Raw genomic sequence first — 22,641 nt, 5'->3', positions numbered from 1 at the left:
TTCTTCCCTTATCTAGTGCAGTTTATTGATGAGGGTTTCTACGGAAAACGCCGTTGCCTTAAGAATAGGCGTTGGATAGATACCAAAGAATATTGTAAGAATAACCATTGGATAAAGGAGGAGTTTTTCTCTTAAAGAAAGATCTATTAATACTTTTAAATTCTCTTTATCCAAGGAACCAAAAATCACACGCCGATAAAGATAAAGGGCATAGGCTGCCGATAAGATAACACCTGTTGTTGCTAAAACAACAACCAATTTATTTACTTGAAAAACACCTATTAAGGTTAAAAATTCACCCAAAAATCCTGAGCTTCCAGGCAAACCAACATTTGCCATGGTAAAAATTAAGAAAACAACAGCATATTTAGGCATATTATTCACTAAACCACCAAACGCTGAAATTTCACGTGTATGCAAGCGATCATAGATAACCCCAACACAAAGAAACAATGCTGCTGAAACAATTCCATGGGATAGCATCTGATAAATAGCCCCTTGTATCCCCTGTTCATTCACAGCAAAAATACCCATCGTTACATATCCCATATGCGCTATTGAGGAATATGCAATAAGTTTTTTGATGTCACTTTGAACAAGTGCAACCAGTGATGTATAAATAATAGCGATAAGCGATAATGTGAAAACAAAAGGCGCAAAATCTGCTGAAGCGATAGGAAACATAGGTAAAGAAAAACGAAGAAAACCATACCCACCTAATTTAAGTAAGACACCAGCTAAAATAACAGAACCCGCTGTCGGTGCTTCTACGTGAGCATCAGGGAGCCATGTATGAACTGGCCACATTGGCATTTTAACTGCGAAAGAAGCAAAAAATGCAAGCCATAGCCATATTTGCATATGAGCAGGAAACTGATAATTGAGTAAAGTTGGTATATCAAGTGTCCCAGCCTCCCAATACATAACCATAAGAGCAACCAGCATAAGCACTGAACCAAGTAAAGTATATAAGAAAAACTTTATACTTGCATAAACACGACGTGCTCCTCCCCATACACCTATAATGATAAACATTGGAATGAGGCTGCCTTCAAAAAAAACATAGAATAGCATTGCATCAAGAGCACAAAAAACACCAATAATCGCAACTTCTAGAAGAAGAAACGCAATCATATAGGCTTTTAATCTCTCTTTAACATTCTCCCAACTTGCTAAAATACAGAAAGGCAAAAGAAAAGCCGAGAGAACAACAAAAAGAATAGAAATACCATCGACCCCCATATGATAGCTAATACCACCCCCTAACCAACTGGATTTTTCAACCATTTGAAAATTTTGGTTGCTAGAATCAAATCCTATCCAAATAATTAAAGAAATAATAAAAACAAATAGAGTCGTAAAAAATGCGACATTACGTATATTATGGCGTGCTACTTCACTATCATCTTTGATAAACAAAATCAGAAGAACACCAACAAGCGGCAAAAATGTAACCGTAGAAAGAATAGGCCAATCGGTCATTAGTTTACGCCCCCGATCATCATCCATGTAATGAGCAATGCAACGCCGATAAGCATTGCAAATGCATAGTGGTAAAGATAGCCTGTTTGCATTCGAACAACTCTATTTGTAATATCAACAACACGCGCTGCAATACCATTGGGACCTAGACCATCAATAATCTTACCGTCTCCCACTTTCCAAAGAAAAGAACCAATTCTAAAGGTAGGACGAACAAATAAAAAGTTATATAATTGATCGAAATACCACTTTTGGTAAAGAAAGTGATACACTCCTGGCATAATACGCGCCATTTTCTTGGGAAGAGAGGGAGCCACAATATAAAATAAATAAGCCAACATAAACCCAAGAATCATTGCTATAAAAGGCGACCATTTTACCCAATTAAAAACATGGTGAGCATCATGAAGAATATGATTATGGCTGCTTGTAAACAATGCTCCCTTCCAAAAAGCATTATACAAGTCACCAAAAAAGTAAGGTTGGAAAACGACACCAGAAAATATTGCTCCAATAGATAAAAGAAAGAGTGGAATCAACATAACTGGAGGCGATTCATGAACATGATGCATCACATCAACTGTTGCCCGTGGTTTACCATGGAATGTCATAAAGATAAGTCGCCATGAATAGAAACTTGTTAAAAAGGCAGCAAAAACAAGAAGATAAAAAGCATATCCTGAAGCAATATTATGAGATGCAAAAGCAGACTCTATAATCGCATCTTTTGAGAAGAAACCTGCAGTCCCGAAAAGTGTTCCTGGAATTCCAACTCCGGTCAAGGCAATGGTCCCGACCATCATCATCCAATAGGTGATCTTTATATGTTTGCGTAACCCACCCATTTTTCGCATATCTTGTTCATCAGACACAGAATGAATCACAGAACCTGCACCAAGAAACAATAAGGCTTTAAAAAAAGCATGCGTAAAAAGATGAAAGACAGCAGCGCCATAAGCTCCAACACCTAATGCCACAAACATATAACCAAGTTGAGAGCATGTAGAATAAGCAATAACACGCTTAATATCATTCTGCACCAACCCCACAGTTGCTGCAAAAAACGCTGTTGTTGCACCAACAATAATAATCACGGTCAAAGCAGTTGAAGAAAGTTCAAAAATTGGCGACATACGCGCAATCATAAAAACACCAGCCGTTACCATTGTAGCGGCATGAATAAGCGCTGATACAGGGGTTGGCCCTTCCATTGCATCAGGCAGCCAAGTATGTAAAAGAAATTGTGCGGATTTTCCCATCGCACCAATAAATAATAAAAGACATGTAATGGTAATTGCCGTCTGCCCATCAAATTGCCAATCTAAAAATGTCATATTTTGTATAAAGCTCTTGTCGGCAGCTTTTGCAAAAATAGAGGCAAAATCAACCGATTGGAACAAAACAAAAATACTAAAGATTCCTAAGAGAAAACCAAAGTCTCCAACACGGTTAACTACAAAAGCTTTCATTGCGGCCTTATTAGCAGAATCGCGCTGAAACCAAAAACCAATGAGTAAATAAGAAGCAAGTCCGACACCTTCCCATCCAAAAAACATCTGAATCAAATTATTGGATGTGACCAACATAAGCATCATAAATGTAAACAAAGAAAGATAAGAAAAAAAACGAGACCTTGAAGGGTCATGGTGCATATAACCAATTGAATAAATATGCACTAATGCCGAAACACTATTCACAACAATAAGCATGACAGCTGTTAATGCATCAACATGTAAAGCCCAATTAAAGCTTAAGTCACCAACAGTCATCCAATGTAATACCAATACATCAATCGCTGGAATATGACCAAGTGCAGTACTGAAAAATGCTATCCACGATAATATGGCAACAACAACCATAAAGCTACATGTTATCAATTCACTCGCACGATCTCCTATCGTTTTTCCACCTAGTGCAGCAATTAAAAAACCCAAAAGCGGAAGAAAGACAATCGTATAATACATCACTGGTTAGCCTTTCATTACATTAACATCTTCAACCGCAATGGAACCACGATTACGGAAAAAAACGACCAGAATTGCTAAACCAATGGCAGCTTCAGCAGCTGCTACGGTTAAGACAAATAAAGCGAATACCTGACCAACGAGATCATGAAGAAATGCTGAAAATGCAACAAAATTGAGATTAACTGAAAGCAATATAAGCTCAATGGACATCAAGATAATAATCACATTTTTTCTGTTGAGAAAAATTCCAGCAATACCAATTGTAAACATCAAAGCAGAAACAGTGAGATAATGTGTAATATCAATATACATCTGCATAGCCCCCCTTACATACCTTTGCCTGATTCAACTTGTTTGATTTCAATGGCACTTTCTACCGTTCTAGAAACTTGCTCCGCAATAGATTGCCGCTTTACTCCTAATTTATGACGAAGTGTTAAAACAATAGCTCCAATCATTGCAACCAATAAAATCATTCCAGCAATTTGAAAATAGAAAACATAATCCGTATAGAGAATATCACCTAATGCTTGTGTATTTGTTCGCTGCGCTAAATCTGGCATTGGTTGCGTAACATGCGTTCTCAAGACTGGAGAAAAATAGCTACTCATAAAAACAACAATCAATTCTACAGCGATAATAACACCAATAAGAGCTCCAATAGGAGCATACCGAAGAGTTCCACTCTTTAACTCAGCAAAATCAACGTCAAGCATCATAACGACAAATAAAAATAAAACAGCGACAGCTCCAACATACACAACAAGCAGAATAAGCCCTAAAAACTCTGCTCCTGCAAGTAAAAACAAAGCTGCTGCATTAAAAAATGCGAGGATTAAAAACAAAACAGAATGCACTGGATTGCGTGCTGTAATAACAATAACTGCACTTGTTAGCATAATAAAAGCAAACAAATAGAAAAATGCCGCCGCTAGATCTGTTAGCATAGGCTTCTCCTTAATTATTCAAACAATTGGTATAAACTTCATACCAGATTACAATTTATCGGAAAAATATCCGACACCTCATTTAACGATACACTTAACGATAAGGCGCATCCATCAATATATTTCGAGCAATTTCTCGCTCCCAGCGATCTCCATTCAATAAAAGTTTTTCTTTATCATAATAAAGTTCTTCACGTGTTTCCGTCGCAAACTCAAAATTTGGACCTTCGACAATAGCCTCAACCGGACAGGCTTCTTGACAAAAACCACAGTAGATACATTTAACCATGTCTATATCATAACGGACAGTTCTACGTGTACCATCATTGCGCCGTGGACCAGCTTCAATTGTAATCGCTTGAGCAGGACAAATCGCTTCACATAATTTACAAGCAATACACCGTTCTTCACCATTTGGATAGCGACGCAATGCATGCTCACCACGAAAACGCTGAGATACAAAACCTTTTTCATAAGGATAATTAATCGTGGGTTTTGGTGAAAAAAATTGACGCATAGCTAAGAAAAAAGCACTCACAAATTCCAATAGAAGAAGTGACTTTGCCGCCTGAATAAAACCTGACATCGTAAAATCTCCTCTTAAACGAAATCCGTAAACTTTAAAAAAGCAGCAGTTATCACAACCATTGCTAGTGAGAGAGGAAGAAAAACCTTCCAACCAAGCCGCATGAGCTGATCATAGCGATAACGTGGAACAAATGCTTTAACCATAGCAAACCAAAAAAATACAAAACAGACTTTTAAAACAAACCAAATGATACCAGGAACCCAATTAAGCCACCAAACATCTAAGGGAGGCAGCCAACCGCCTAAAAATAGAATGGTTGTTAATGCGCACATTAAAACAATCGCAACATATTCACCTAGAAAGAAGAGCATGTAAGGCGTTGAAGAATATTCTACCATATGACCAGCAACAAGTTCGGATTCTGCTTCCACCAAATCGAATGGAGGACGATTTGTCTCTGCAAGCGCAGAAATAAAAAATATAATAAACATTGGAAAAAGGACCAACCAATTCCAATCGAGAAAACTGTTAAAAGGAAGACCAAGAGTTGTACCAAGCCCGTGCGTTTGTTTAAAAACAATTGTTGTGAGATCTAACGAACCACTTATTAAAATGACAGTCACAAGCACAAAACCAATGGAAACTTCATAAGAAACCATTTGTGCCGCCGAACGAAGAGCTCCTAAGAAAGGATATTTTGAATTTGATGCCCATCCCCCCATAATAACACCATAAACTTCAAGAGATGAAATGGCTAAAATATAAAGCAAGCCAACATTAATCTTTGCAATCTCCCAACCCTCATTGACAGGAATAACAGCCCAAGTTGATAAAGCAAGTGTCGCTGAAACAAAAGGAGCCAAAAGAAAAACACCCTTATTTGCACCTGCAGGGATAATAGGCTCCTTAACAACAAATTTAATTAAATCTGCAAAAGACTGTAACAAACCCCATGGTCCAACAACGTTTGGTCCACGACGCAATTGTACCGCTGCCCAAATTTTTCTATCTGCATAAAGAAGATAAGCAACTAAGACCAAAAGAACGACCAAAAGAAGAAGTGTTTTTCCGATTATAATGAGTAATGGCAACAGCCAAGTCATAAAGAAATCATACATCATTATTCCTTTTCCTTTGCCTTACTTTACTGTTTGTGTAGCACGGTTTTTTGCAAGAGATGAACATTCAGCCATAACAGCAGAAGCACGTGCTATCGGATTTGTTAAATAAAAATCTTTAACCATAGAAGTAAATGCTTGACTCTCGAGAGAAACCATTTTTGAACCAAGCGCCTTAAGACCACTTATATCAGAAGGCACTATATCATCAACAGCACAAAGGTGTGGATAATCATTAAACAAGCATTGCCTTAATTGAGAAAGAGAATCAAAAGGGAGCTTTTGTCCTAAAATATCCGATAAAGCACGCAAAATAGCCCAATCTTCTTTTGCTTCACCTGGAGCAAAACCAGCCCGATTTGTCATTTGAACACGTCCTTCTGTATTCACATAAAGCCCTGATTTTTCAGTGTAAGCAGATGCAGGCAAAATAACGTCAGCAGCATGTGCACCATTATCACCATGGCTCCCAATATAAACTGTAAAAGCTTTTGTATTGGCTAATTCTACTTCATCAGCACCAAGCAAAAATAGAACTTCACAGGTTTTAAGTATATTTGCAACCCCAAGCTTAGAAGTAAAGCCTATGTCCAACCCTCCAACAATCGAAGCTGCATTATGAAGAACCCCAAACCCATTCCATGTCTCACTAAGAGCACCTATATTATCAGCTAATTTAGCAAGACTTTTTAAAACAGATAAACCTTCACTTCCTGAAACCGCTCCCTCTCCGATAAGAATAAGGGGCCTCTTCGCTTCTTTTAAGACATTAAAAAAAACATCCTCTCCACGAATAAGTGTCGTTAATGTATCACTCCCAGATCCAAGGTAAGAATAAGGATAACGTAAATCGACTTTCTCTCCAATTAATGCAATAGGAAAATTGCCCATCCGTTGGCGCTTTAAAATACGCGCATTTAAAACAGCTGCTTCATGACGTGGATTAGATCCCACAATAAGCAGTGCATCAGCCTGTTCAATACCTACAATTGTAGGATTAAAAATATAACTCGAGCGCCCAAACTCTGGCGATAAAGCCCCCCCTCTTTGACGACAATCAAAAAGCGTTGAGCCCAAAGAACTCAATAATGCTTTAAGGGCATACATTTCTTCAACAGAAGCAAGATCCCCCGCAATGGCTCCAATTTTTTCTGGAAAAATTTTAGAGATTACCATTTTAATTTTTGCAAAAGCTTCTGTCCAACTGACAGGTTGAAGCTTTCCATCTTTGCGTACATATGGCTTATCAAGCCGCTGAGTCCGTAATCCATCCCAAATAAAACGCGTTTTATCAGAGATCCATTCCTCATTTACATCTTCATTCGTACGCGGCATAATCCGCATAACTTCACGGCCGCGGCTATCAATACGGATAGCACTACCAAGCGCATCCATCACATCAATCGATTCCGTTTTTACCAATTCCCACGGACGGGCATGAAACGCATAAGGTTTTGAAGTTAGAGCTCCCACTGGACAAAGATCAATAACATTTCCCTGTAATTCAGATGTCATAGCTTTTTCAAGATACGTCGTAATTTCAGCATCTTCACCACGACCGATCAAACCAAGCTCAGAAATACCTGCAACTTCCGTTGTAAAACGAACACACCGTGTACAATGAATACACCGTGTCATAACAGTTTTGACAAGAGGTCCAATATATTTATCTTCTACAGCACGTTTATTTTCTGTATAACGAGAACAATCTCGTCCATAAAGCATTGCTTGATCTTGAAGATCACACTCTCCCCCTTGATCACACACTGGACAATCCAAAGGATGATTAATGAGAAGAAATTCCATAACACCTTCACGTGCTTTTTTTACCATCGGTGTATTGGTAAAAATCTCAGGTGCCTCACCGTTAGGCCCTAATCGTAAATCACGAACCCCCATAGCACAAGAAGCCTGAGGTTTTGGTGGACCACCCTTAACCTCAACTAAACACATACGACAATTTCCAGCAATTGACAAAGATTCATGAAAACAAAAACGTGGAATTTCTGCCCCAGCCGCCTCAGCAGCCTGAAGCAACGTGTAGTAATCAGGAACTTCAATCTCTTTGCCATCAACTTTGATATTTATCATCACCCATCCAACCTGCGGATAACCCACTTACAATTTGCATTCGGTCGTTCTTAAAACAAAATCCTTTATTAAACCGCTTCTAAAGCAATATTTTTGCTTTGGACTACATTTCGCGTGTATTCATCAATTCTACGCTCGATTTCTGGACGAAAATTACGTATCAACCCCTGTACAGGCCATGCGGCAGCATCACCAAGCGCACAAATAGTGTGTCCTTCAACCTGTTTAGACACTTCAAACAAAAGATCAATCTCGCGTTTTTGCGCTCTTCCCTCAACCATACGCCCTAAAAGACGCATCATCCATCCCGTCCCCTCACGACACGGTGTACACTGACCACAACTCTCGTGCTTGAAAAAAGCAGCTATACGCCAAATTGCCTTGATAATATCGGTTGATTTATCCATAACAATCATTCCCCCTGTGCCAAAAGAAGACCCGACATCTCGCATCCCATCAAAATCCATGATCGCATCGATCATATCCTCACCACGAACGACTGGACAAGAAGCCCCCCCTGGAATAACTGCTAAAAGATTATTCCATCCACCACGAACACCACCCGTATGTTTTTCAATTAATTCACGGAATGAAACACCAAGAGCGTCTTCAAATGTACAAGGTGCATTAACATGCCCTGAAACCATAAATAATTTCGTTCCAACATTATTTGCTCGTCCGATTGATGAAAACCACGAAGCACCCCGCCGCAAAATCGTTGGAACAACGGCAATAGACTCTACATTATTTACTGTTGTTGGACAGCCATAAATCCCCATATTGGCAGGAAATGGTGGTTTAAGCCGAGGTTGTCCCTTTTTTCCCTCAAGACTTTCAAGAAGAGCTGTTTCTTCACCACAAATATAAGCACCCGCTCCATGATGAATAACAATATCACAAGCATGCCCATATTTCGTTTTTTTGCCAAGTAAACCCGCATCATAGCATTCATCAACCGCAGCTTGAAGCGCTTCACGTTCACGAATATATTCACCACGAATATAAATAAAAGCAACATTGGCTCCCATAGCAAAAGTAGCGATTGCACATCCTTCAATCAAAGTGTGGGGGTCATGACGTAAAATATCACGGTCTTTACAAGTTCCAGGTTCAGATTCATCGGCATTGACAACCAAATAATGAGGACGTCCATCATTCTGCTTTGGCATAAAGGACCACTTCATTCCAGTAGGAAAACCAGCACCACCACGACCGCGTAAACCCGATGCCTTCACTTCATCAATGATCCAATCACGACCTTTGTCAATCATTTCTTTCAGACCATTCCAATGCCCACGCAACATCGCAGCCTTTAATGATTTGTCTTTTAAACCATAAATATTGGTGAAGATACGATCTTTATCAGCTAGCATACCCCACCTTTTTTTCTATCACCCATAGCATTTTCCGCTTTTCCTCAAATGCAATTTTTAAATATCTTTTCAAGATTTCTTACTTTTCGTTAAATGTTGCCATCATGGGTAGAATAATAAAATATTTTCTCAAGAAAAATACTTAATTATGTTCCCCATTCTTTCCTTATCCTTTTTTGGTGAAGACTTGAGAGATCTTTTTTTCTTTCTCATCATCAATAAGAGAAGTTAAACCACTAATCGGTTCCGACGATTTACGACTATTTTGCGGACCAACCTCTATCTCAGAACCCTTACCTGCTTCAAATGCATCAATAATTTCTTCAAGGCGTTCAGCTGTAAGATCTTCATAAGTATCTTTAAAAATCATAACCATCGGAGCATTCACACAAGCACCAAGACACTCCACCTCTTCCCATGATAAGGTTCCATCCTGATTGGTCGCAAAAGGTTCATGATGAATTTTTTTCTGACAAACTTTAATCAATTCATCAGAACCACGTAACATACAAGGCGTTGTACCACAAACTTGAATATGCGCTTTTGTTCCAACAGGCTTAAGCTGAAACTGAGTATAAAAAGTAGCAACTTCTAAGACACGGATATAAGCCATGGAAAGAATCTGAGCAATATGCTCAATCGCAGCACGTGTCACCCAACCATCTTGCTCTTGAGCACGCATTAATAATGGAATTACAGCAGACTGCTGACGCCCTGCAGGATATTTTTTTATGGTATTTTTTACCCATATCTGATTTTCTTTTGTAAAAGAAAACTCAGCGGGCTGATAAACATCATCTGCAAGACGGCGTACGGACATTAGCGATCAACCTCCCCAAAAACAATATCAATCGAACCCAAAATAGCTGTAGCATCTGCTAACATATGACCTCTGGTTAAAAAATCCATAGCTTGGAGATGAGCAAACCCAGGAGCACGCAACTTGACACGATAAGGCTTATTGGTTCCATCAGAAACAAGATAAACACCAAACTCACCCTTCGGAGCTTCCACAGCAACATATACTTCTCCAGGAGGTGTATGAAAACCTTCCGTATAGAGTTTAAAGTGATGAATAAGTGCTTCCATCGAGCTTTTCATTTCACTCCGCGTCGGTGGTACAATTTTGCGATCCAAGCTCGAAACTGGTCCATTTTTTTCAGTACTCAGTAAACGTTCCACACATTGGCGCATAATTTTCGCTGATTGACGCATTTCTTCCATACGAATAAGATAGCGATCATAACAATCGCTATTTTTACCTATAGGAATATCGAATTCCATTTCATCGTAACATTCATAAGGCTGACTTTTACGCAAATCCCATGGAACACCAGCTCCACGAATCATAACCCCAGAAAAACCGCGTGCCCAAGCTTCATCAATACTTACAACGCCAATATCCACATTACGCTGCTTAAAAATCCGATTTGGGGTCACAAGCGCGTCAAGTTTTCCGAGAGAAACAAGAAATGGATCAATAAAATCACCAATATCCTCAACTAAAGATTCTGGTAAATCTTGATGCACGCCACCAGGACGAAAATAATTTGCATGAAGACGAGCACCACAGGCACGCTCATAAAAAATCATCAATCTTTCACGTTGCTCAAATCCCCAAAGCGGTGGTGTTAAAGCACCAACATCCATTGCCTGTGTCGTTACATTAAGCAAATGATTAAGAATACGCCCAATTTCAGAAAACAAAACACGTATTAATTGCCCTCTTTTAGGAACTTTTATATCTAATAACTTTTCAATAGCAAGAACAAAAGCATGTTCCTGATTCATAGGAGCAACATAATCCAAACGATCTAGATAAGGACCAGCTTGGAGATAAGTCTTTGTTTCCATTAATTTTTCAGTACCGCGATGCAACAACCCAATATGTGGATCTACACGCTCAACAACTTCACCGTCCAGCTCCAGAACCATGCGCAAAACCCCATGCGCGGCAGGATGCTGCGGACCAAAATTGATATTAAAGTTTCGAACATTGACCTCAGCCACAATCAACCCCTTGCTTTTTAAAAAACTTCATATCAAATATCAAAAAAATCTATCACGCTAAAAAATATTTAATTATTTAAGAAATACAGTACCCTAATATAATGCCTTATCAAAACCAATATTATTTTTTTTCATCTGCTTTCCCATCACATGGCAAAGTATACTGTCCTCCTTCCCAAGGAGAAAGAAAATCAAAATTACGCATCTCTTGGCGCAAAACAACAGGCTCATAAATCACCCTCTTTGCTTCATTATCATAACGGCATTCAACAAATCCTGTCACAGGAAAGTCTTTGCGTAAAGGATATCCTTCAAACCCATAATCTGTTAAAATCCGTCTCAAATCCGGATGTCCTGAAAATAAAATCCCATACATATCATACGTTTCTCGTTCATACCACTCTGCACCAGGATAAACCGTACAAGCTGAAGCAACAGGAGTATTTTCATCAGTACGAACCTTTACACGTAAGCGTAAATTCTCACGAGGAGATAACAATTGGTAAGAAACATCAAAGCGCTTATCGCGAGAAGGATAATCCACACCACTAATGTCTGTAAGATTAATAAATTGACAGCGAGAATCATCACGAACAAACATTAAGACATCGATAATTGCATCAAGACGTGCCACAATGGTCAATTCACCAAAAGCAAGAACAGTCTCTTCAAGCTTATTTTTTAATTTGTTTTCCAAATAAGCAGCAAGCTCAACCAATGTTTCATCCACCATGACAAAAAAACTCTCTATCGCTCTATGGATCCGGTACGACGGATTTTTTTCTGTAGCAACAATATGCCGTATAATAATGCCTCTGCTGTAGGTGGACACCCTGGGACATATATATCGACAGGCACGATACGATCACATCCCCGCACTACTGAATAGGAATAATGATAATATCCCCCACCGTTTGCACATGATCCCATAGAAATCACATAACGTGGCTCTGGCATCTGATCGTACACTTTTCTTAAAGCAGGAGCCATCTTATTTGTCAGAGTACCTGCCACCACCATCACATCTGACTGGCGGGGTGAAGCTCGTGGTGCATATCCAAAACGCTCATTATCATAATGAGGCATTGAGCATTGCATCATTTCGATAGCACAACAAGCCAAACCAAAACTCATCCACATTAAAGAACCGGTACGTGCCCAAGTAATCAAAGCATCTGCCGAGGTAACTAAAAAACCCTTATCTGATAATTCAGCATTGATATCACGAAAAAACTTATTGTCAGATCCTATCAGCCCACCAGTATTTGGATCAATGATTCCTTTTGGTTTTGGAGCCTCAATCGTTGAATTATTAGATCTTAATTCCATTCAAGGGCTCCTTTTTTCCATTCATATATAAATCCAATAGTCAAAATCGCTAAAAACACAATCATCGACCAAAAGCCAAACATACCTATTGATTCGAATGAAACAGCCCAAGGAAAAAGAAATGCAACTTCAAGATCAAAAATAATAAATAAAATTGATACCAAATAGAAACGAATATCAAACTTCATGCGTGCATCACTAAATGAATTAAACCCACATTCATAAGCCGATAATTTTTCAGGATCGGGGGAACGATATGCTACAATGTAAGGTGTAATCAACAAAACTCCAGCAATAACCGCTGACACAATAATGAAAATCAAGACTGGCAAATAAGAGCTCAATAAATAAGCCATAACCCTCTTCCATCGTAACGAAATGCCTGAGTTTAACACAATGATTCAATATTGCGAGACCAAACAGACAAATTTAACAATCGCTCTATTAACTCTATTCATACTGCTTCTAAGGCATACAGAGCGATACTTTTCTTATCGGCATAGGTAACGCAGAGCAAAGAAAGACGCAAGCCCTATTCTTATAAACCATATAAAAAGAAAGAAAAAACATATTTATTCCCCGATCAAACACTCCACCACATTACTCATAGCATATGGATATTTTAAAAAGGAAATTTCATAAGGAATCACGAAATGGCGCGAGTGACGGGGCTCGAACCCGCGACCTCCGGCGTGACAGGCCAGCACTCTAACCAACTGAGCTACACCCGCGCATTTTTTTCGAACCAATTTAATTTGGTACAAGCGGTCGTGTAAGGGGTTCATGCGTTCATGTCAAGAAGGATTATGCATTTTTAAAAAAAATTATCAAATCCCATCTTTATTCTTGCGTTTAGAAAAATTCTTCCTTAAATAGTCTCCATTCAATTGCTGATCATTGCATTGGGCGATTAGCTCAGCTGGTAGAGCGCCTCGTTTACACCGAGGATGTCGGGAGTTCGAGTCTCTCATCGCCCACCATATAGCTTTATATTCCTATTAAGTTTTTGGAATTCATATCTTTTTTACTGCGAGGGATGCCTTAATAAAGTTAAGGGAATAGGATTTTTCAACCTATCTCTATAGGACGCCTCTTTTTTTGCAAACTTTCTCAAGAACGTCTTTTAATTCTGCTAAGTTTTGTTGTGAAAAATTCTCTAAATTTCTAACAAACTCACCAACAGCTTCATGCCTCAACGGATCAGAAGTCTTGATTGTAAAACTTTTGCGACAAACATAAGCTTCTTTTCTTAAGAGTAAAGCCTTCTCTTGATCTAAATCATAGAGTTCAATTATCTTTTCCTACAGTCCTACAGGAACAGATTTTTTGCCAATTTCTACAGAAGATAAAAATGATACAGATATGTCTAATTTCTTAGCCATATCTATAGAGGCGTTCTGAGCGAACAATACGAAGTTTGCGTAAAGTTTTACCAAAGGGGGTAACATTTGAAAAATCCTTTAGAAAGAATAAGTATTTTATTCTGATTCTAATAAAGTTTTTCAAATTTTGGTTAGTCTTTATTTTTAGTGTGTGGAGATCTTGTCCAATACCTCTATACAAAAACCGTTATCAAGCATATACAATATCTCTTATGGTGAGAAATTATTAACTTTTCATCAGGAATAGTGTGTTTAATATCATTATAAAATTTAAATATTACAACGAGATATATAAATAAAATATATTGGTGTACTTATGCTTGTCAATCTTAATGCTATAATCCGCGATCTTTCTTCAGAAACGAATATCGTTACAGTTCTTAAGGAATCTATCGTTAACTCTATACAAGCTCATGCAACAAAAATTGATATTTTATTCCAACTTTATGGCAATGCAGATTTGTGGGAGAATCAACCAATTTTTTCTATAAGTGTTTTTGATAATGGAGATGGATTTACAAAAGAGAATATCAAATCTTTCTCTTCTTATAAAAGTGATTATAAAATTCAAGAAGGATGTAAAGGGGTTGGACGTATTACTTACTTGAAAATATTCGAAGAAGTTAAAATCATTAGTTTTAGCAAAGATGAACATCATGCTCAAATTTCACTGAATTTCACCCCACAGTTTACACAAGATTCTTTTAAAAAAGAAAATGGCGAAAAAGATAAATGGTGGAATACACATTTATCTTTTGAAGGGCCTTATAAACAAAATGTGTTAGATATAAACTTAGTTCATAATGAAATTTACTATCATCTTCTTCCTTTACTTTTTTTAAAGAAAGATGAAAATATCCAAATTAACTTTTATGTACATAATGTAGAAAATTTAGAAAATGTAAATAACTTAAGGGATGTAAAAAATTTAGAAGATGTAGAAAGCTTAGAGAAAAGAACAATCAATACGCAAGGCTTTAGAAACTGTTATAAACATCTGTTTCAAACGTTTAAACAGTATTTAGAAAGGCTTTCATAAGTTTCTTTTAAACATAACTTTTTTGCAAATTAATCGCTCTATATTTGTGCTCTGTACTTTTAAATGGTAACTTTTAAAACGTTTTTTAGTACCATATCTAAGGTAAAATAGTATTTTACTGCTGTGGTATTAGCCGCCTCCATTTTTTTGTGGAAGCGAATAATTCCGTTCTTAAAAACTAGTCTGCAATCTATTCATTAAAAGGCTTTTCATTTCATAAGATATAAAATACCTCTTTATCGTTTTTTTAACTTTTAGTAAGCGTTTTAAAAGTGATCTTATCCTTAATCCTTTTATGCAATCTTTATAAATTAAACCTATAAGCTTATGACAGTTTCAAACGATTATTCCTTTTTAAGGTTTCGCTCAAAAAAGAGCAAAACTCATACCATTCTTTAAACGTATAATCGATAATTCCAAACGACTAAATTTTTAAACAATGTGATTTGTGCTGTGATAAAAACGTATCATAAAATTTATAAACTGTTATAAATGATATCTGCTTTTCATTTCATTTGAATGCACACATGCGTTATAACATTTACATCATGATTTGCTTTTTATGGTCTATTCATACATGGCAATCTTATATAAAAAATGATCAAATGAATCATGCATAAAAGTGTGGATTCTTAAGTGGATTCATATAAAATAATTTCACACAACATATTGACTTTATTGTGTTTTTGTTTATAATGTCCTTCACAAATGCGAACGGCTTTTGAAACAAGTAACAACACCACAAGTTGACTACTCTAAACCCGAGGCATTGCTTGGTGTTTTGAATCATCTACAAAGCCAAATCGAGCAAAAGGATAACACCATTGCTGAATTGACTCCAAAAGCAAAAGCTTTGGAAGGTTTAAAGCGTTCTGATGGTTTGTTTGGTCTTATTGAAGCAGCAAAGATGTTGGAAGTACGACCAAAGGATTTGACCGATTATTTGCGTAAACATGATTGGGTGTATCGACGGGCTCCAGGGGCGCCTCTGTTACCTTATCAGGACAAGATCAAGAAAGGATTCATGGATTGTCCCGCTATTACAATTCAAAGACCGGATGGTACAGAAAAGGTGCTGCCTTCAACGAAAATCACATCTAGAGGATTAGCTTGTTTGAGAGAACAAATCCATGGAGGTTTACAATGAACACCAGTATCGACTTCTTATGCGATTTATGGATAGCTTTATATCAGTTTTCTAATGATGAAAATATTAATGAAAAAGAGTGTACAGCTCTGATTAACATCATGAGTTTGGTAGAAAAAGCTTTGATTTTCAAACTTCAAGATGAGGTGCCAAATATACTTAAAATCTTAACAGTTCTAACAGATTTTGGCGATTCAGAGTTTCCTACAGTTATGTTACCTTTATTGCGAGCTTACGAAACAGATTTAGAGAGCCCCATTAAAAAGGTTGCTTAATTTAAAAAATAGAACTCCCCTTCCCGTTCTTAAAATGGGAGGGGGTTAATTCCGATGACTTTTTCGTAAATCCTGTTCAATCAGATGCCTAACATAGCGTGTATAAGGGATAGCTTGATTTTTAGCTTTTTCCTTTAAAGCCTTCATAAGCGCTTGAGGCAAGCGAATATTCATAGACGCTTCTTTAGGTAAAAACTCAAAATGAACGGGTTTAAAACCAGTTAAGTCATAATCTGTAAGGTCTGCAGTATCAACAAAGTTTTCTGCTTCTTCATCCGTCTTAAAAACGGGCATTTGTTTTAATTTAGAGGTTTTCATAAAAATTAAATTTCTTTTGATGTGTATAGAATTTTAAAAGATTCAAAGTTTAGAAGAAATGTATCTGTTTAAACTCACACCATTTTCAGCGGCTTGTATTGCAAGTTTTCTATGGAGTTCTGGTGGTATTCTTAATTGAAACTTACCACTGTATTTACCATGTGACAAAGGCACAGGAACTTCTTCTCCATTATGTTGCATGTCCTCCACAACTTCTGAAACAAGGTCCATAATGCCTTTTAAAGCTTTCTCTGCTTGAGCATCTAACCATGAAAGGGATGGGAATTCTGCACACAATCCGACATATTCCTCATCTTCTTGCGACCACAAAACACGATATGTATAATGATTATTGTTCATGTTTCATCCTTTCTATCGCTTGTAAGACTTGTTTGACTTGATAAGCTTTTGCTTTGTTACCAGAATCTTTTTGAATATTCACACGGGGGTCACCAAGCCACGGGGTTTTAAAAACAAAATGACTTGTACCATTGTTCCGTGGTTCTCCAAAGAAATAGACACATACAGCCAACAAATCTGAAAACTTAATGTTCTTTGGTGATGCTTTCATCAAGCTGATTATTTTTTCAACTTTATTACTCATAACCGATAATAGTATCATTATTAATCCTAGTCAATCATTTTATGCACTTAATTGAACAGGAGCCCCCATGCACCCCCGTGAGACGATAAGAGAAACATTTGTTGCGTTGATCAAAGCAGCAAAGACGGCAGCTGGTGACAATGTTTTCAATATGCGTGATTTCAATTTATTTATTGAAGCAATGCCAGCTATTAATATCTCAACGCAAAATGAAACCATTGAAGATGGACATGATTTTGGCTTAAGGCGGCGTGTTTTAACGCTAGATGTTGAATGCTATGCAACATGTGAAGATGGCGCACGTTTTGTTGACCAATTAGCATGGGAAGTTGAAGAGATTTTCCATGCCAACCCCAATCTTAACAACACCGTTGAGACATGCCGCCTGCAAAATATTGCTTTTGCCTTTGGTGATAATGGCGCTCTAGCACTCCACGGTGCAATTTTAACCTTTGACGTGACTTACGTCACCAATATCCCCTGCCCTTATGAAGGAAATGCAACCGAAAGAGTTGTTGAACCCCTTGTCGGTTTTAAACCAGAAACAGGTATGGGAAACCAAGACAAATACCATAAAATTGAAGGTGGACATGTTAGAGCGACGCGATAAAGAAATCACAGATCTAAAGAGACGTGTGGCAAATATGGTTGTGGTGGGTAAGATTAGCCATGTCGACCATAAAAACGCACGCTATCGGATAAAAAGTGGCAATCTTGTCAGTGACTGGATTCCAGATACACAAGCCCGCGCCGGTAAAACACGTTCTTATGAAGGACGTGATATTGGAGAGCAAGTAATTGTTGTTTCATCATCAGGGGATTTATCGCAAGGGATGATTGTGGGTTCCATTCATACAGATGCTAATCAAGCAGCCGATAAGGGCAGCATTCACCGAACGATATACCCTGATGGAACCAGCCTTGAATATGATGATGAACAAAATACTTATGGAATTCATATCAAATCAGGTGGAAAATTTCTTCTCACGATTGCTGATGGTGTGTCACTAAAAGGTGATGGTGGCAAGCTAGAGCTTACCGCACCGGAAGGCATAAAGATTGTTTCAGAAAGCGATATAAATTTAAACGCAAAAGGCAACATCTCTTTGAAGGCAGGTAGTAGCATTTCACTGAATTCGAATGATAGTCTCTCTCTTCATTCTGGAAATAATGTTTCCATTCATTCAAGTGGATTAAGACATAACGGCACCAATGTAGGAGCAACACATGTTCATGGCGGTGTTTCCCCTGGTGGTTCTATGACAGGAGGTCCCAATTGAACAGTGGAATGGACCGCACAACGGGAAAGCCATTAACCGGCATTGATCATTTGCGTCAATCAATCCTTGATATTTTGTTAACGCGGATTGGTTCGCGTGTAATGCGGCGTGATTATGGTTCACGTGTTGCTGAACTCATTGATGCACCGGTTAATAATGCTTTTGCTGTTGCTCTTTATGCTGCTGTTGCTGAGGCTTTAGACAAGTGGGAACCGCGTTTTAAATTGAAAAAAATTGATTTTAAAAGGGGTGAGAATGGACACGTTTCTTTATCCTTTGAAGGCATTTATTTGCCATCAGGCAAGCCCATTACCATGGAAGGATTATTGATAAAATGAATGGAGTGCTTGCAAAACCAGAAATCATCACGGAACTTTCTTTTGAGGAAATCCGCGCTGCTGTTCTGACCCATTTAAAAGAGCTTTTACCCGAATATACATTTTTGGAAAGTGATCCGGCAGTAAAAGTCATTGAGGCTTTTAGCTATCGAGAACTGCTTTTAAGGCAGCGTATTAACGAAGCAGCACGCAACAACATTCTTGACTTTGCAACCGGTGAATCTCTTGATGCTTTGGGAAACTGGCATGGTATTGCCCGCATGGAAGAGGAAAGTGACGAGAGATATCGTGAACGCATACAGCTTCATGCCCGTGGAGGAAACGGAAGTGGAACAGAACCCTATTACAAGCTTATAGCCTTAACAGCCGATAGCCGTGTGAAGGATGCGATTATTTATCGTAAAGGCAAAGACCCAACCATCTATGTTGCTGTTTTTGGCAATAATGAAGAAGGAACAGCCTCTGAAGATCTCTTACAAACAGTTTCACAAGCTCTTCACAGAAAAAATATCATCATGACCAATGATACCATTATTGTGCATGCTGCTGTTAAAAAAGTGCTGGACTTAGAAGCAGATGTTTGGCTGTTACCGGAAACATCCTTGAAAATTCTCACGACAATGGAGGAAAATTTAAGAGCAGCGTGGAGACAAGAACAAGCCATTGGTCGTGAATTAAGCCTCTCGTGGTGGATTTCAAAACTGATGATCCCTGGTGTTCAGAAAGTCATTGCCATTACCCCAACACAAGACAGTATGGTTTGTGATGAAGAAATCTTATCGATTGGCAAAATCACCTTAAACTTTAAAGGGCGGGCGCGCTAATGGTTGGCTCCCTCCTTCCCACAAACGCGACGGAATTTGAAAAGCGCCTTGCTGATGCTTGCGATTTTCATCAAGATATTGATGGTTCTGTTTTGGGGATTTCACGCGCAAAACTGATCACACGCCCTCCCCGTTTCTTGCCGTGGTTGATTGAAGAATACGGGCTTGGTGAACTGACACCTTATGTTCCAAACCTCTATGATTTGATTGATCAAGGGCTTCAATGGCAGCGGATACGTGGCTCACTTGCGGCAATAGAGATGGGGTTGAGATGGTTAGAGATTTCGGCACGCTTTATACCCGCTTGGACGGGGCGGGCATGGTGGAATTCCTTTCAACTTGATTTTGATCAGTTGCCTGAACGCAAAAGCCTTGAAGCCATTGAAGCAATCACAGATCTTTCCAAAAGTTTGCGCTCTGATTTTCGCCGTGGGACCTATGGTTATAATGTGCAAGCTGTTGAATGCAATATGTCACGCCTTGATGACAGCATGTTGGAGTATGAAAGCGGTGTTCGCTTAACAGCTGGGGGCACTTTGTTTTCCTTTGGGCGCACAACAGAGATCAATCACACGCTCACAAGAGAAGAAGGCAGGCTTATTGGTAATTGGATAGATGACTTTGACGAGGAGTTAAGCTGGAACCAAATTGATTATCCTTGGGATTTGGCAAATTTTCCGTGGTGTTCGGTCAAAAAACATGAACGCGATATGCTTATGGCAGAATGGTTTCATGGTCGCACGCTTTATCTCGTGTTAAGAGACAGCCAAAATAGCGTGATTGGGTATCGCAGATGCTATGCTGTAGCGCCTGTCGAACAGGCTTTGGATGGTGTGTATAGCCATTGTGGTAACAGATTCCAGCCCTCCTCGATGGGCACGGCGCTTCTTGTTGCAGCCCGCACAGATTTTCACGATGTTGATGGCAAACAAGCAGCATTTGTTTCTATTCTCGTTCACGGCATTCCCAAACAAGATATCCCCCTTGGAAAGCTTTGGTGTGACGTCAATGAACTGAATGGTGGTGTCGAGATACTCAAAACACCCATCAATATTTCTTTGCGTGCCGATGTTCGCGAACAATTCAAGATTTTATTGAGGTTTTAATATGAAGCATGAAAGTGGTTTACCCTTTGCAATTGACAGATCTCGCGGCAAAGAGGAACAACAAAGCGTGGTGTTTTATGGCACGCGTCCCTTTATTCAAAGTGGTGAACTCAATGAGGTTCAAACCATTATAAGGGGGCGGCATGACCGCTTGGGGCGCCTTGTGGCAAAAGAAGGAGACCGCGTTGAACGGGCTGATGCTTTTGTCAACAAAGACACAAGGACCGTCACTTTAACGGATGGCAAGATTTATATTGCCGGCGATATTTTCCCCGTTGCACCAGCTGTACTCAACAATGTTGCCATGATTGGGCGCTTGGAAATTGGTGTGAAGCTGCAAAAAAAATGGATAACACACGAAGATGATCCAGAGCTATTGGGGCAAGTCCCTGGTACCTTAGCAGAAGGAGAGCCCGGAGCGGCACGCGAAACAGCACAGCTTGTTTGGGCACTGAAAGAGGATGCGCAGAATGGCACTTTCTTTCCGGTTTATATTTTACAAGATGGTGTTCTGATTGATCAAAAATCGCCCTCACTGCTTGAACCCGCCATGCAAGCTATTGCGACGTACGACCGCGCCCATGGGCATTATATCGTGAGTGGCTGCCGTGTGAGCGCATTGGGAGCCAATAACGGTTGCCAAGTGTTTAGTATTCAAGAAGGAGAAGCCAATATCAATGGCTTTAAACGCAAACGCTTAGCGGCTTTGCGTCATGAAGAACTCGAGGACTTTTCGACAAGCGTTGTTCCTAGCGAAACGCATATTTTTGCGCCCCCAAAAGGGAAAACAAGTTTCACCTTTAAACCCTATTATTTTCCTATTGCCGATATTCAGTCTCTTTTGTTGACAAAAGAAAAAACCGTTAACGTCACCCGTGGTGCCGTTGCCGCTGGGCGTGATGGTGTTCCTGATAAAAGCATCACCGCGTTTATCAAAATCGTTCAAGGAAGCAAGGAATTTAAAGAAGGCACAGATTTTAAAAAAACAGGAGACACCATTGATTGGGCACCGGTGGGAGACGAACCTTTAGCAGGGAGCAGCTATAAGGTGACTTACCGCTATCGCGCAAAAATCACGGCTGATAAAGTAACAGCGCAGGAAATCACTGTCTCAGGTGGGGCGCAAGGTGGTGATATTATCGTCAGTTACACTTACAAACTCCCCCGCATTGACCGCATAGGACTGAACACAGGGGGCAATGTGGTTTACATCAAAGGTATCTCAGTAGATCATCCCATGGCACCCAGTGTCCCTGATGATGTGTTGTCCCTTGCAACCATTACCAACAATTGGCTTGAAACGCCGGTTGTGGTTAATGATGGCACCCGTGTTGCCCCCTATGATGAAATGTGGCGCTATTTTCAACGAGTGCTTTCGCTTGATCGATTGATGCAATTAGAGCGTATTAAAAGCAATGTTGACTCTAAAGAACCTGTTGCCAAAAAGGGCATGTTTGCAGACCCTTTTCTTGATGATAGTTA

23 protein-coding genes, 2 tRNA genes and 3 pseudogenes are annotated in these 22,641 nt (G+C 39.0%); 10 read left to right on the top strand and 18 right to left on the bottom strand.

All coding sequences use genetic code 11. From position 1 onward, the window contains the following. Nucleotides 1–12: 12 nt before the first annotated feature. The 14 genes and pseudogenes from ACFINK_RS05445 to ACFINK_RS05380 form a co-directional block, all read right to left on the bottom strand. Nucleotides 13–1,482 carry an NADH-quinone oxidoreductase subunit M gene (locus ACFINK_RS05445; RefSeq protein ID WP_375628157.1) on the bottom strand — a complete coding sequence of 490 codons (1,470 nt, stop codon included), beginning with the start codon at nucleotides 1,480–1,482 and terminating at the stop codon, nucleotides 13–15. Continuing rightward, nucleotides 1,482–3,446, bottom strand: coding sequence for an NADH-quinone oxidoreductase subunit L (gene nuoL, locus ACFINK_RS05440; protein WP_375638389.1), 1,965 nt, complete (start codon nucleotides 3,444–3,446; stop codon nucleotides 1,482–1,484). The genes ACFINK_RS05445 and nuoL overlap by 1 nt, the downstream gene beginning before the upstream one ends. A gap of 6 nt (nucleotides 3,447–3,452) precedes the next feature. Next, the gene (gene nuoK / locus ACFINK_RS05435) at nucleotides 3,453–3,761 is read right to left on the bottom strand and encodes an NADH-quinone oxidoreductase subunit NuoK (protein ID WP_273791275.1); all 309 of its coding nucleotides are present in this window, start codon (nucleotides 3,759–3,761) and stop codon (nucleotides 3,453–3,455) included. 14 nt (nucleotides 3,762–3,775) lie between these two features. Continuing rightward, nucleotides 3,776–4,396 (bottom strand): NADH-quinone oxidoreductase subunit J, encoded by a 621-nt coding sequence (locus ACFINK_RS05430; RefSeq protein WP_375611880.1) that lies wholly within the window; start codon nucleotides 4,394–4,396, stop codon nucleotides 3,776–3,778. Between the two features lie 94 nt (nucleotides 4,397–4,490). Beyond that, complete coding sequence (gene nuoI / locus ACFINK_RS05425) at nucleotides 4,491–4,982, bottom strand: NADH-quinone oxidoreductase subunit NuoI (RefSeq protein WP_273723184.1); 492 nt, start codon at nucleotides 4,980–4,982, stop codon at nucleotides 4,491–4,493. 14 nt (nucleotides 4,983–4,996) lie between these two features. Next, nucleotides 4,997–6,043 (bottom strand): NADH-quinone oxidoreductase subunit NuoH, encoded by a 1,047-nt coding sequence (gene nuoH, locus ACFINK_RS05420; RefSeq protein WP_375632259.1) that lies wholly within the window; start codon nucleotides 6,041–6,043, stop codon nucleotides 4,997–4,999. A gap of 21 nt (nucleotides 6,044–6,064) precedes the next feature. After that, nucleotides 6,065–8,134, bottom strand: a complete 2,070-nt coding sequence (gene nuoG, locus ACFINK_RS05415; protein ID WP_375613455.1) for an NADH-quinone oxidoreductase subunit NuoG — start codon at nucleotides 8,132–8,134, stop codon at nucleotides 6,065–6,067. A 68-nt stretch (nucleotides 8,135–8,202) separates the two neighbouring features. Beyond that, nucleotides 8,203–9,507, bottom strand: coding sequence for an NADH-quinone oxidoreductase subunit NuoF (gene nuoF / locus ACFINK_RS05410; protein WP_375613456.1), 1,305 nt, complete (start codon nucleotides 9,505–9,507; stop codon nucleotides 8,203–8,205). A 129-nt stretch (nucleotides 9,508–9,636) separates the two neighbouring features. Continuing rightward, nucleotides 9,637–10,327, bottom strand: a pseudogene (gene nuoE, locus ACFINK_RS05405) (NADH-quinone oxidoreductase subunit NuoE). Beyond that, complete coding sequence (locus tag ACFINK_RS05400) at nucleotides 10,327–11,517, bottom strand: NADH-quinone oxidoreductase subunit D (RefSeq protein ID WP_375613457.1); 1,191 nt, start codon at nucleotides 11,515–11,517, stop codon at nucleotides 10,327–10,329. The pseudogene nuoE and the gene ACFINK_RS05400 overlap by 1 nt, the downstream one beginning before the upstream one ends. Before the next feature lie 121 nt (nucleotides 11,518–11,638). Continuing rightward, nucleotides 11,639–12,250, bottom strand: coding sequence for an NADH-quinone oxidoreductase subunit C (locus tag ACFINK_RS05395; RefSeq protein WP_375613458.1), 612 nt, complete (start codon nucleotides 12,248–12,250; stop codon nucleotides 11,639–11,641). 14 nt (nucleotides 12,251–12,264) lie between these two features. Further along, on the bottom strand, nucleotides 12,265–12,846 hold the full coding sequence (locus tag ACFINK_RS05390; RefSeq protein WP_375638388.1) for a NuoB/complex I 20 kDa subunit family protein: 582 nt from the start codon (nucleotides 12,844–12,846) through the stop codon (nucleotides 12,265–12,267). After that, nucleotides 12,837–13,202 carry an NADH-quinone oxidoreductase subunit A gene (locus tag ACFINK_RS05385; protein ID WP_005773599.1) on the bottom strand — a complete coding sequence of 122 codons (366 nt, stop codon included), beginning with the start codon at nucleotides 13,200–13,202 and terminating at the stop codon, nucleotides 12,837–12,839. The genes ACFINK_RS05390 and ACFINK_RS05385 overlap by 10 nt, the downstream gene beginning before the upstream one ends. A 298-nt stretch (nucleotides 13,203–13,500) precedes the next feature. Continuing rightward, nucleotides 13,501–13,577, bottom strand: a tRNA-Asp gene (locus ACFINK_RS05380). Nucleotides 13,578–13,750: 173 nt separating this feature from the next. On the opposite strand from ACFINK_RS05380, the gene ACFINK_RS05375 reads away from it, so the two are divergent. Next, a tRNA-Val gene (locus ACFINK_RS05375) sits at nucleotides 13,751–13,826 on the top strand. A 99-nt stretch (nucleotides 13,827–13,925) separates the two neighbouring features. On the opposite strand, the pseudogene ACFINK_RS05370 reads toward ACFINK_RS05375, so the two are convergent. Then, nucleotides 13,926–14,328 (bottom strand): annotated as a pseudogene (locus tag ACFINK_RS05370) (helix-turn-helix domain-containing protein). Nucleotides 14,329–14,544: 216 nt separating this feature from the next. Between ACFINK_RS05370 and ACFINK_RS05365 the strand changes: the two are divergent. The 3 genes and pseudogenes from ACFINK_RS05365 to ACFINK_RS05355 all read left to right on the top strand — a co-directional run bounded on the left by ACFINK_RS05365 (nucleotide 14,545) and on the right by ACFINK_RS05355 (nucleotide 16,689). Next, nucleotides 14,545–15,267, top strand: coding sequence for an ATP-binding protein (locus ACFINK_RS05365; RefSeq protein ID WP_375638387.1), 723 nt, complete (start codon nucleotides 14,545–14,547; stop codon nucleotides 15,265–15,267). Between the two features lie 706 nt (nucleotides 15,268–15,973). Next, nucleotides 15,974–16,414: pseudogene (locus tag ACFINK_RS05360) on the top strand (phage antirepressor KilAC domain-containing protein); the annotation flags it as partial. After that, complete coding sequence (locus ACFINK_RS05355) at nucleotides 16,411–16,689, top strand: hypothetical protein (protein WP_375638386.1); 279 nt, start codon at nucleotides 16,411–16,413, stop codon at nucleotides 16,687–16,689. The pseudogene ACFINK_RS05360 and the gene ACFINK_RS05355, both read left to right, overlap by 4 nt. Before the next feature lie 45 nt (nucleotides 16,690–16,734). On the opposite strand, the gene ACFINK_RS05350 is transcribed toward ACFINK_RS05355, so the two are convergent. The 3 genes from ACFINK_RS05350 to ACFINK_RS05340 are packed head-to-tail and all read right to left on the bottom strand — an operon-like array spanning nucleotide 16,735 to nucleotide 17,629. Beyond that, nucleotides 16,735–17,007: a CopG family antitoxin gene (locus ACFINK_RS05350; protein WP_375631758.1), complete on the bottom strand. Its 273-nt coding sequence runs from the start codon at nucleotides 17,005–17,007 to the stop codon at nucleotides 16,735–16,737. Between the two features lie 42 nt (nucleotides 17,008–17,049). Continuing rightward, nucleotides 17,050–17,367, bottom strand: a complete 318-nt coding sequence (locus ACFINK_RS05345; RefSeq protein WP_004856761.1) for a type II toxin-antitoxin system HicB family antitoxin — start codon at nucleotides 17,365–17,367, stop codon at nucleotides 17,050–17,052. Further along, a complete protein-coding gene (locus tag ACFINK_RS05340) occupies nucleotides 17,357–17,629 on the bottom strand; it encodes a toxin HicA (protein ID WP_375628353.1) in 273 nt (90 codons plus the stop codon). The genes ACFINK_RS05345 and ACFINK_RS05340 overlap by 11 nt, the downstream gene beginning before the upstream one ends. A gap of 49 nt (nucleotides 17,630–17,678) precedes the next feature. Between ACFINK_RS05340 and ACFINK_RS05335 the strand changes: the two genes are divergently transcribed. The 6 genes from ACFINK_RS05335 to ACFINK_RS05310 form a co-directional block, all read left to right on the top strand. Further along, a complete protein-coding gene (locus tag ACFINK_RS05335; protein WP_375638385.1) occupies nucleotides 17,679–18,221 on the top strand; it encodes a hypothetical protein in 543 nt (180 codons plus the stop codon). Next, on the top strand, nucleotides 18,202–18,891 hold the full coding sequence (locus tag ACFINK_RS05330) for a phage baseplate assembly protein V (protein ID WP_375638384.1): 690 nt from the start codon (nucleotides 18,202–18,204) through the stop codon (nucleotides 18,889–18,891). Before ACFINK_RS05335 ends, ACFINK_RS05330 begins: the two co-directional genes overlap by 20 nt. Next, nucleotides 18,888–19,229 carry a GPW/gp25 family protein gene (locus ACFINK_RS05325; RefSeq protein WP_375612353.1) on the top strand — a complete coding sequence of 114 codons (342 nt, stop codon included), beginning with the start codon at nucleotides 18,888–18,890 and terminating at the stop codon, nucleotides 19,227–19,229. The genes ACFINK_RS05330 and ACFINK_RS05325 overlap by 4 nt, the downstream gene beginning before the upstream one ends. Continuing rightward, complete coding sequence (locus tag ACFINK_RS05320) at nucleotides 19,226–20,053, top strand: baseplate J/gp47 family protein (RefSeq protein ID WP_375638383.1); 828 nt, start codon at nucleotides 19,226–19,228, stop codon at nucleotides 20,051–20,053. Before ACFINK_RS05325 ends, ACFINK_RS05320 begins: the two co-directional genes overlap by 4 nt. Next, nucleotides 20,053–21,159: a phage tail protein gene (locus tag ACFINK_RS05315; RefSeq protein WP_375638382.1), complete on the top strand. Its 1,107-nt coding sequence runs from the start codon at nucleotides 20,053–20,055 to the stop codon at nucleotides 21,157–21,159. The genes ACFINK_RS05320 and ACFINK_RS05315 overlap by 1 nt, the downstream gene beginning before the upstream one ends. A 1-nt stretch (nucleotide 21,160) precedes the next feature. Next, nucleotides 21,161–22,641: DUF4815 domain-containing protein (locus tag ACFINK_RS05310; RefSeq protein ID WP_375638381.1), on the top strand; the 1,481-nt coding region annotated here is incomplete at its 3' end.

The organism is Bartonella sp. AA16NXGY (genome assembly GCF_042197325.1).
Taxonomy (GTDB): Bacteria; Pseudomonadota; Alphaproteobacteria; order Rhizobiales; family Rhizobiaceae; genus Bartonella.
This window is presented reverse-complemented; position numbering and strand designations above follow the sequence as displayed.

Excerpts from the sequence above, each read along its gene's own strand:
- ACFINK_RS05445 (WP_375628157.1), bottom strand. The coding sequence starts at position 1,482 with ATGACCGATTGGCCTATTCTTTCTACGGTTACATTTTTGCCGCTTGTT.
- nuoL (WP_375638389.1), bottom strand. The coding sequence starts at position 3,446 with ATGTATTATACGATTGTCTTTCTTCCGCTTTTGGGTTTTTTAATTGCT.
- nuoK (WP_273791275.1), bottom strand. The coding sequence starts at position 3,761 with ATGTATATTGATATTACACATTATCTCACTGTTTCTGCTTTGATGTTT.
- ACFINK_RS05430 (WP_375611880.1), bottom strand. The coding sequence starts at position 4,396 with ATGCTAACAGATCTAGCGGCGGCATTTTTCTATTTGTTTGCTTTTATT.
- nuoI (WP_273723184.1), bottom strand. The coding sequence starts at position 4,982 with ATGTCAGGTTTTATTCAGGCGGCAAAGTCACTTCTTCTATTGGAATTT.
- nuoH (WP_375632259.1), bottom strand. The coding sequence starts at position 6,043 with ATGTATGATTTCTTTATGACTTGGCTGTTGCCATTACTCATTATAATC.
- nuoG (WP_375613455.1), bottom strand. The coding sequence starts at position 8,134 with ATGATAAATATCAAAGTTGATGGCAAAGAGATTGAAGTTCCTGATTAC.
- nuoF (WP_375613456.1), bottom strand. The coding sequence starts at position 9,507 with ATGCTAGCTGATAAAGATCGTATCTTCACCAATATTTATGGTTTAAAA.
- ACFINK_RS05395 (WP_375613458.1), bottom strand. The coding sequence starts at position 12,250 with ATGGTGGATGAAACATTGGTTGAGCTTGCTGCTTATTTGGAAAACAAA.
- ACFINK_RS05390 (WP_375638388.1), bottom strand. The coding sequence starts at position 12,846 with ATGGAATTAAGATCTAATAATTCAACGATTGAGGCTCCAAAACCAAAA.
- ACFINK_RS05385 (WP_005773599.1), bottom strand. The coding sequence starts at position 13,202 with ATGGCTTATTTATTGAGCTCTTATTTGCCAGTCTTGATTTTCATTATT.
- ACFINK_RS05365 (WP_375638387.1), top strand. The coding sequence starts at position 14,545 with ATGCTTGTCAATCTTAATGCTATAATCCGCGATCTTTCTTCAGAAACG.
- ACFINK_RS05355 (WP_375638386.1), top strand. The coding sequence starts at position 16,411 with ATGAACACCAGTATCGACTTCTTATGCGATTTATGGATAGCTTTATAT.
- ACFINK_RS05350 (WP_375631758.1), bottom strand. The coding sequence starts at position 17,007 with ATGAAAACCTCTAAATTAAAACAAATGCCCGTTTTTAAGACGGATGAA.
- ACFINK_RS05345 (WP_004856761.1), bottom strand. The coding sequence starts at position 17,367 with ATGAACAATAATCATTATACATATCGTGTTTTGTGGTCGCAAGAAGAT.
- ACFINK_RS05340 (WP_375628353.1), bottom strand. The coding sequence starts at position 17,629 with ATGATACTATTATCGGTTATGAGTAATAAAGTTGAAAAAATAATCAGC.
- ACFINK_RS05335 (WP_375638385.1), top strand. The coding sequence starts at position 17,679 with ATGCACCCCCGTGAGACGATAAGAGAAACATTTGTTGCGTTGATCAAA.
- ACFINK_RS05330 (WP_375638384.1), top strand. The coding sequence starts at position 18,202 with ATGTTAGAGCGACGCGATAAAGAAATCACAGATCTAAAGAGACGTGTG.
- ACFINK_RS05320 (WP_375638383.1), top strand. The coding sequence starts at position 19,226 with ATGAATGGAGTGCTTGCAAAACCAGAAATCATCACGGAACTTTCTTTT.
- ACFINK_RS05315 (WP_375638382.1), top strand. The coding sequence starts at position 20,053 with ATGGTTGGCTCCCTCCTTCCCACAAACGCGACGGAATTTGAAAAGCGC.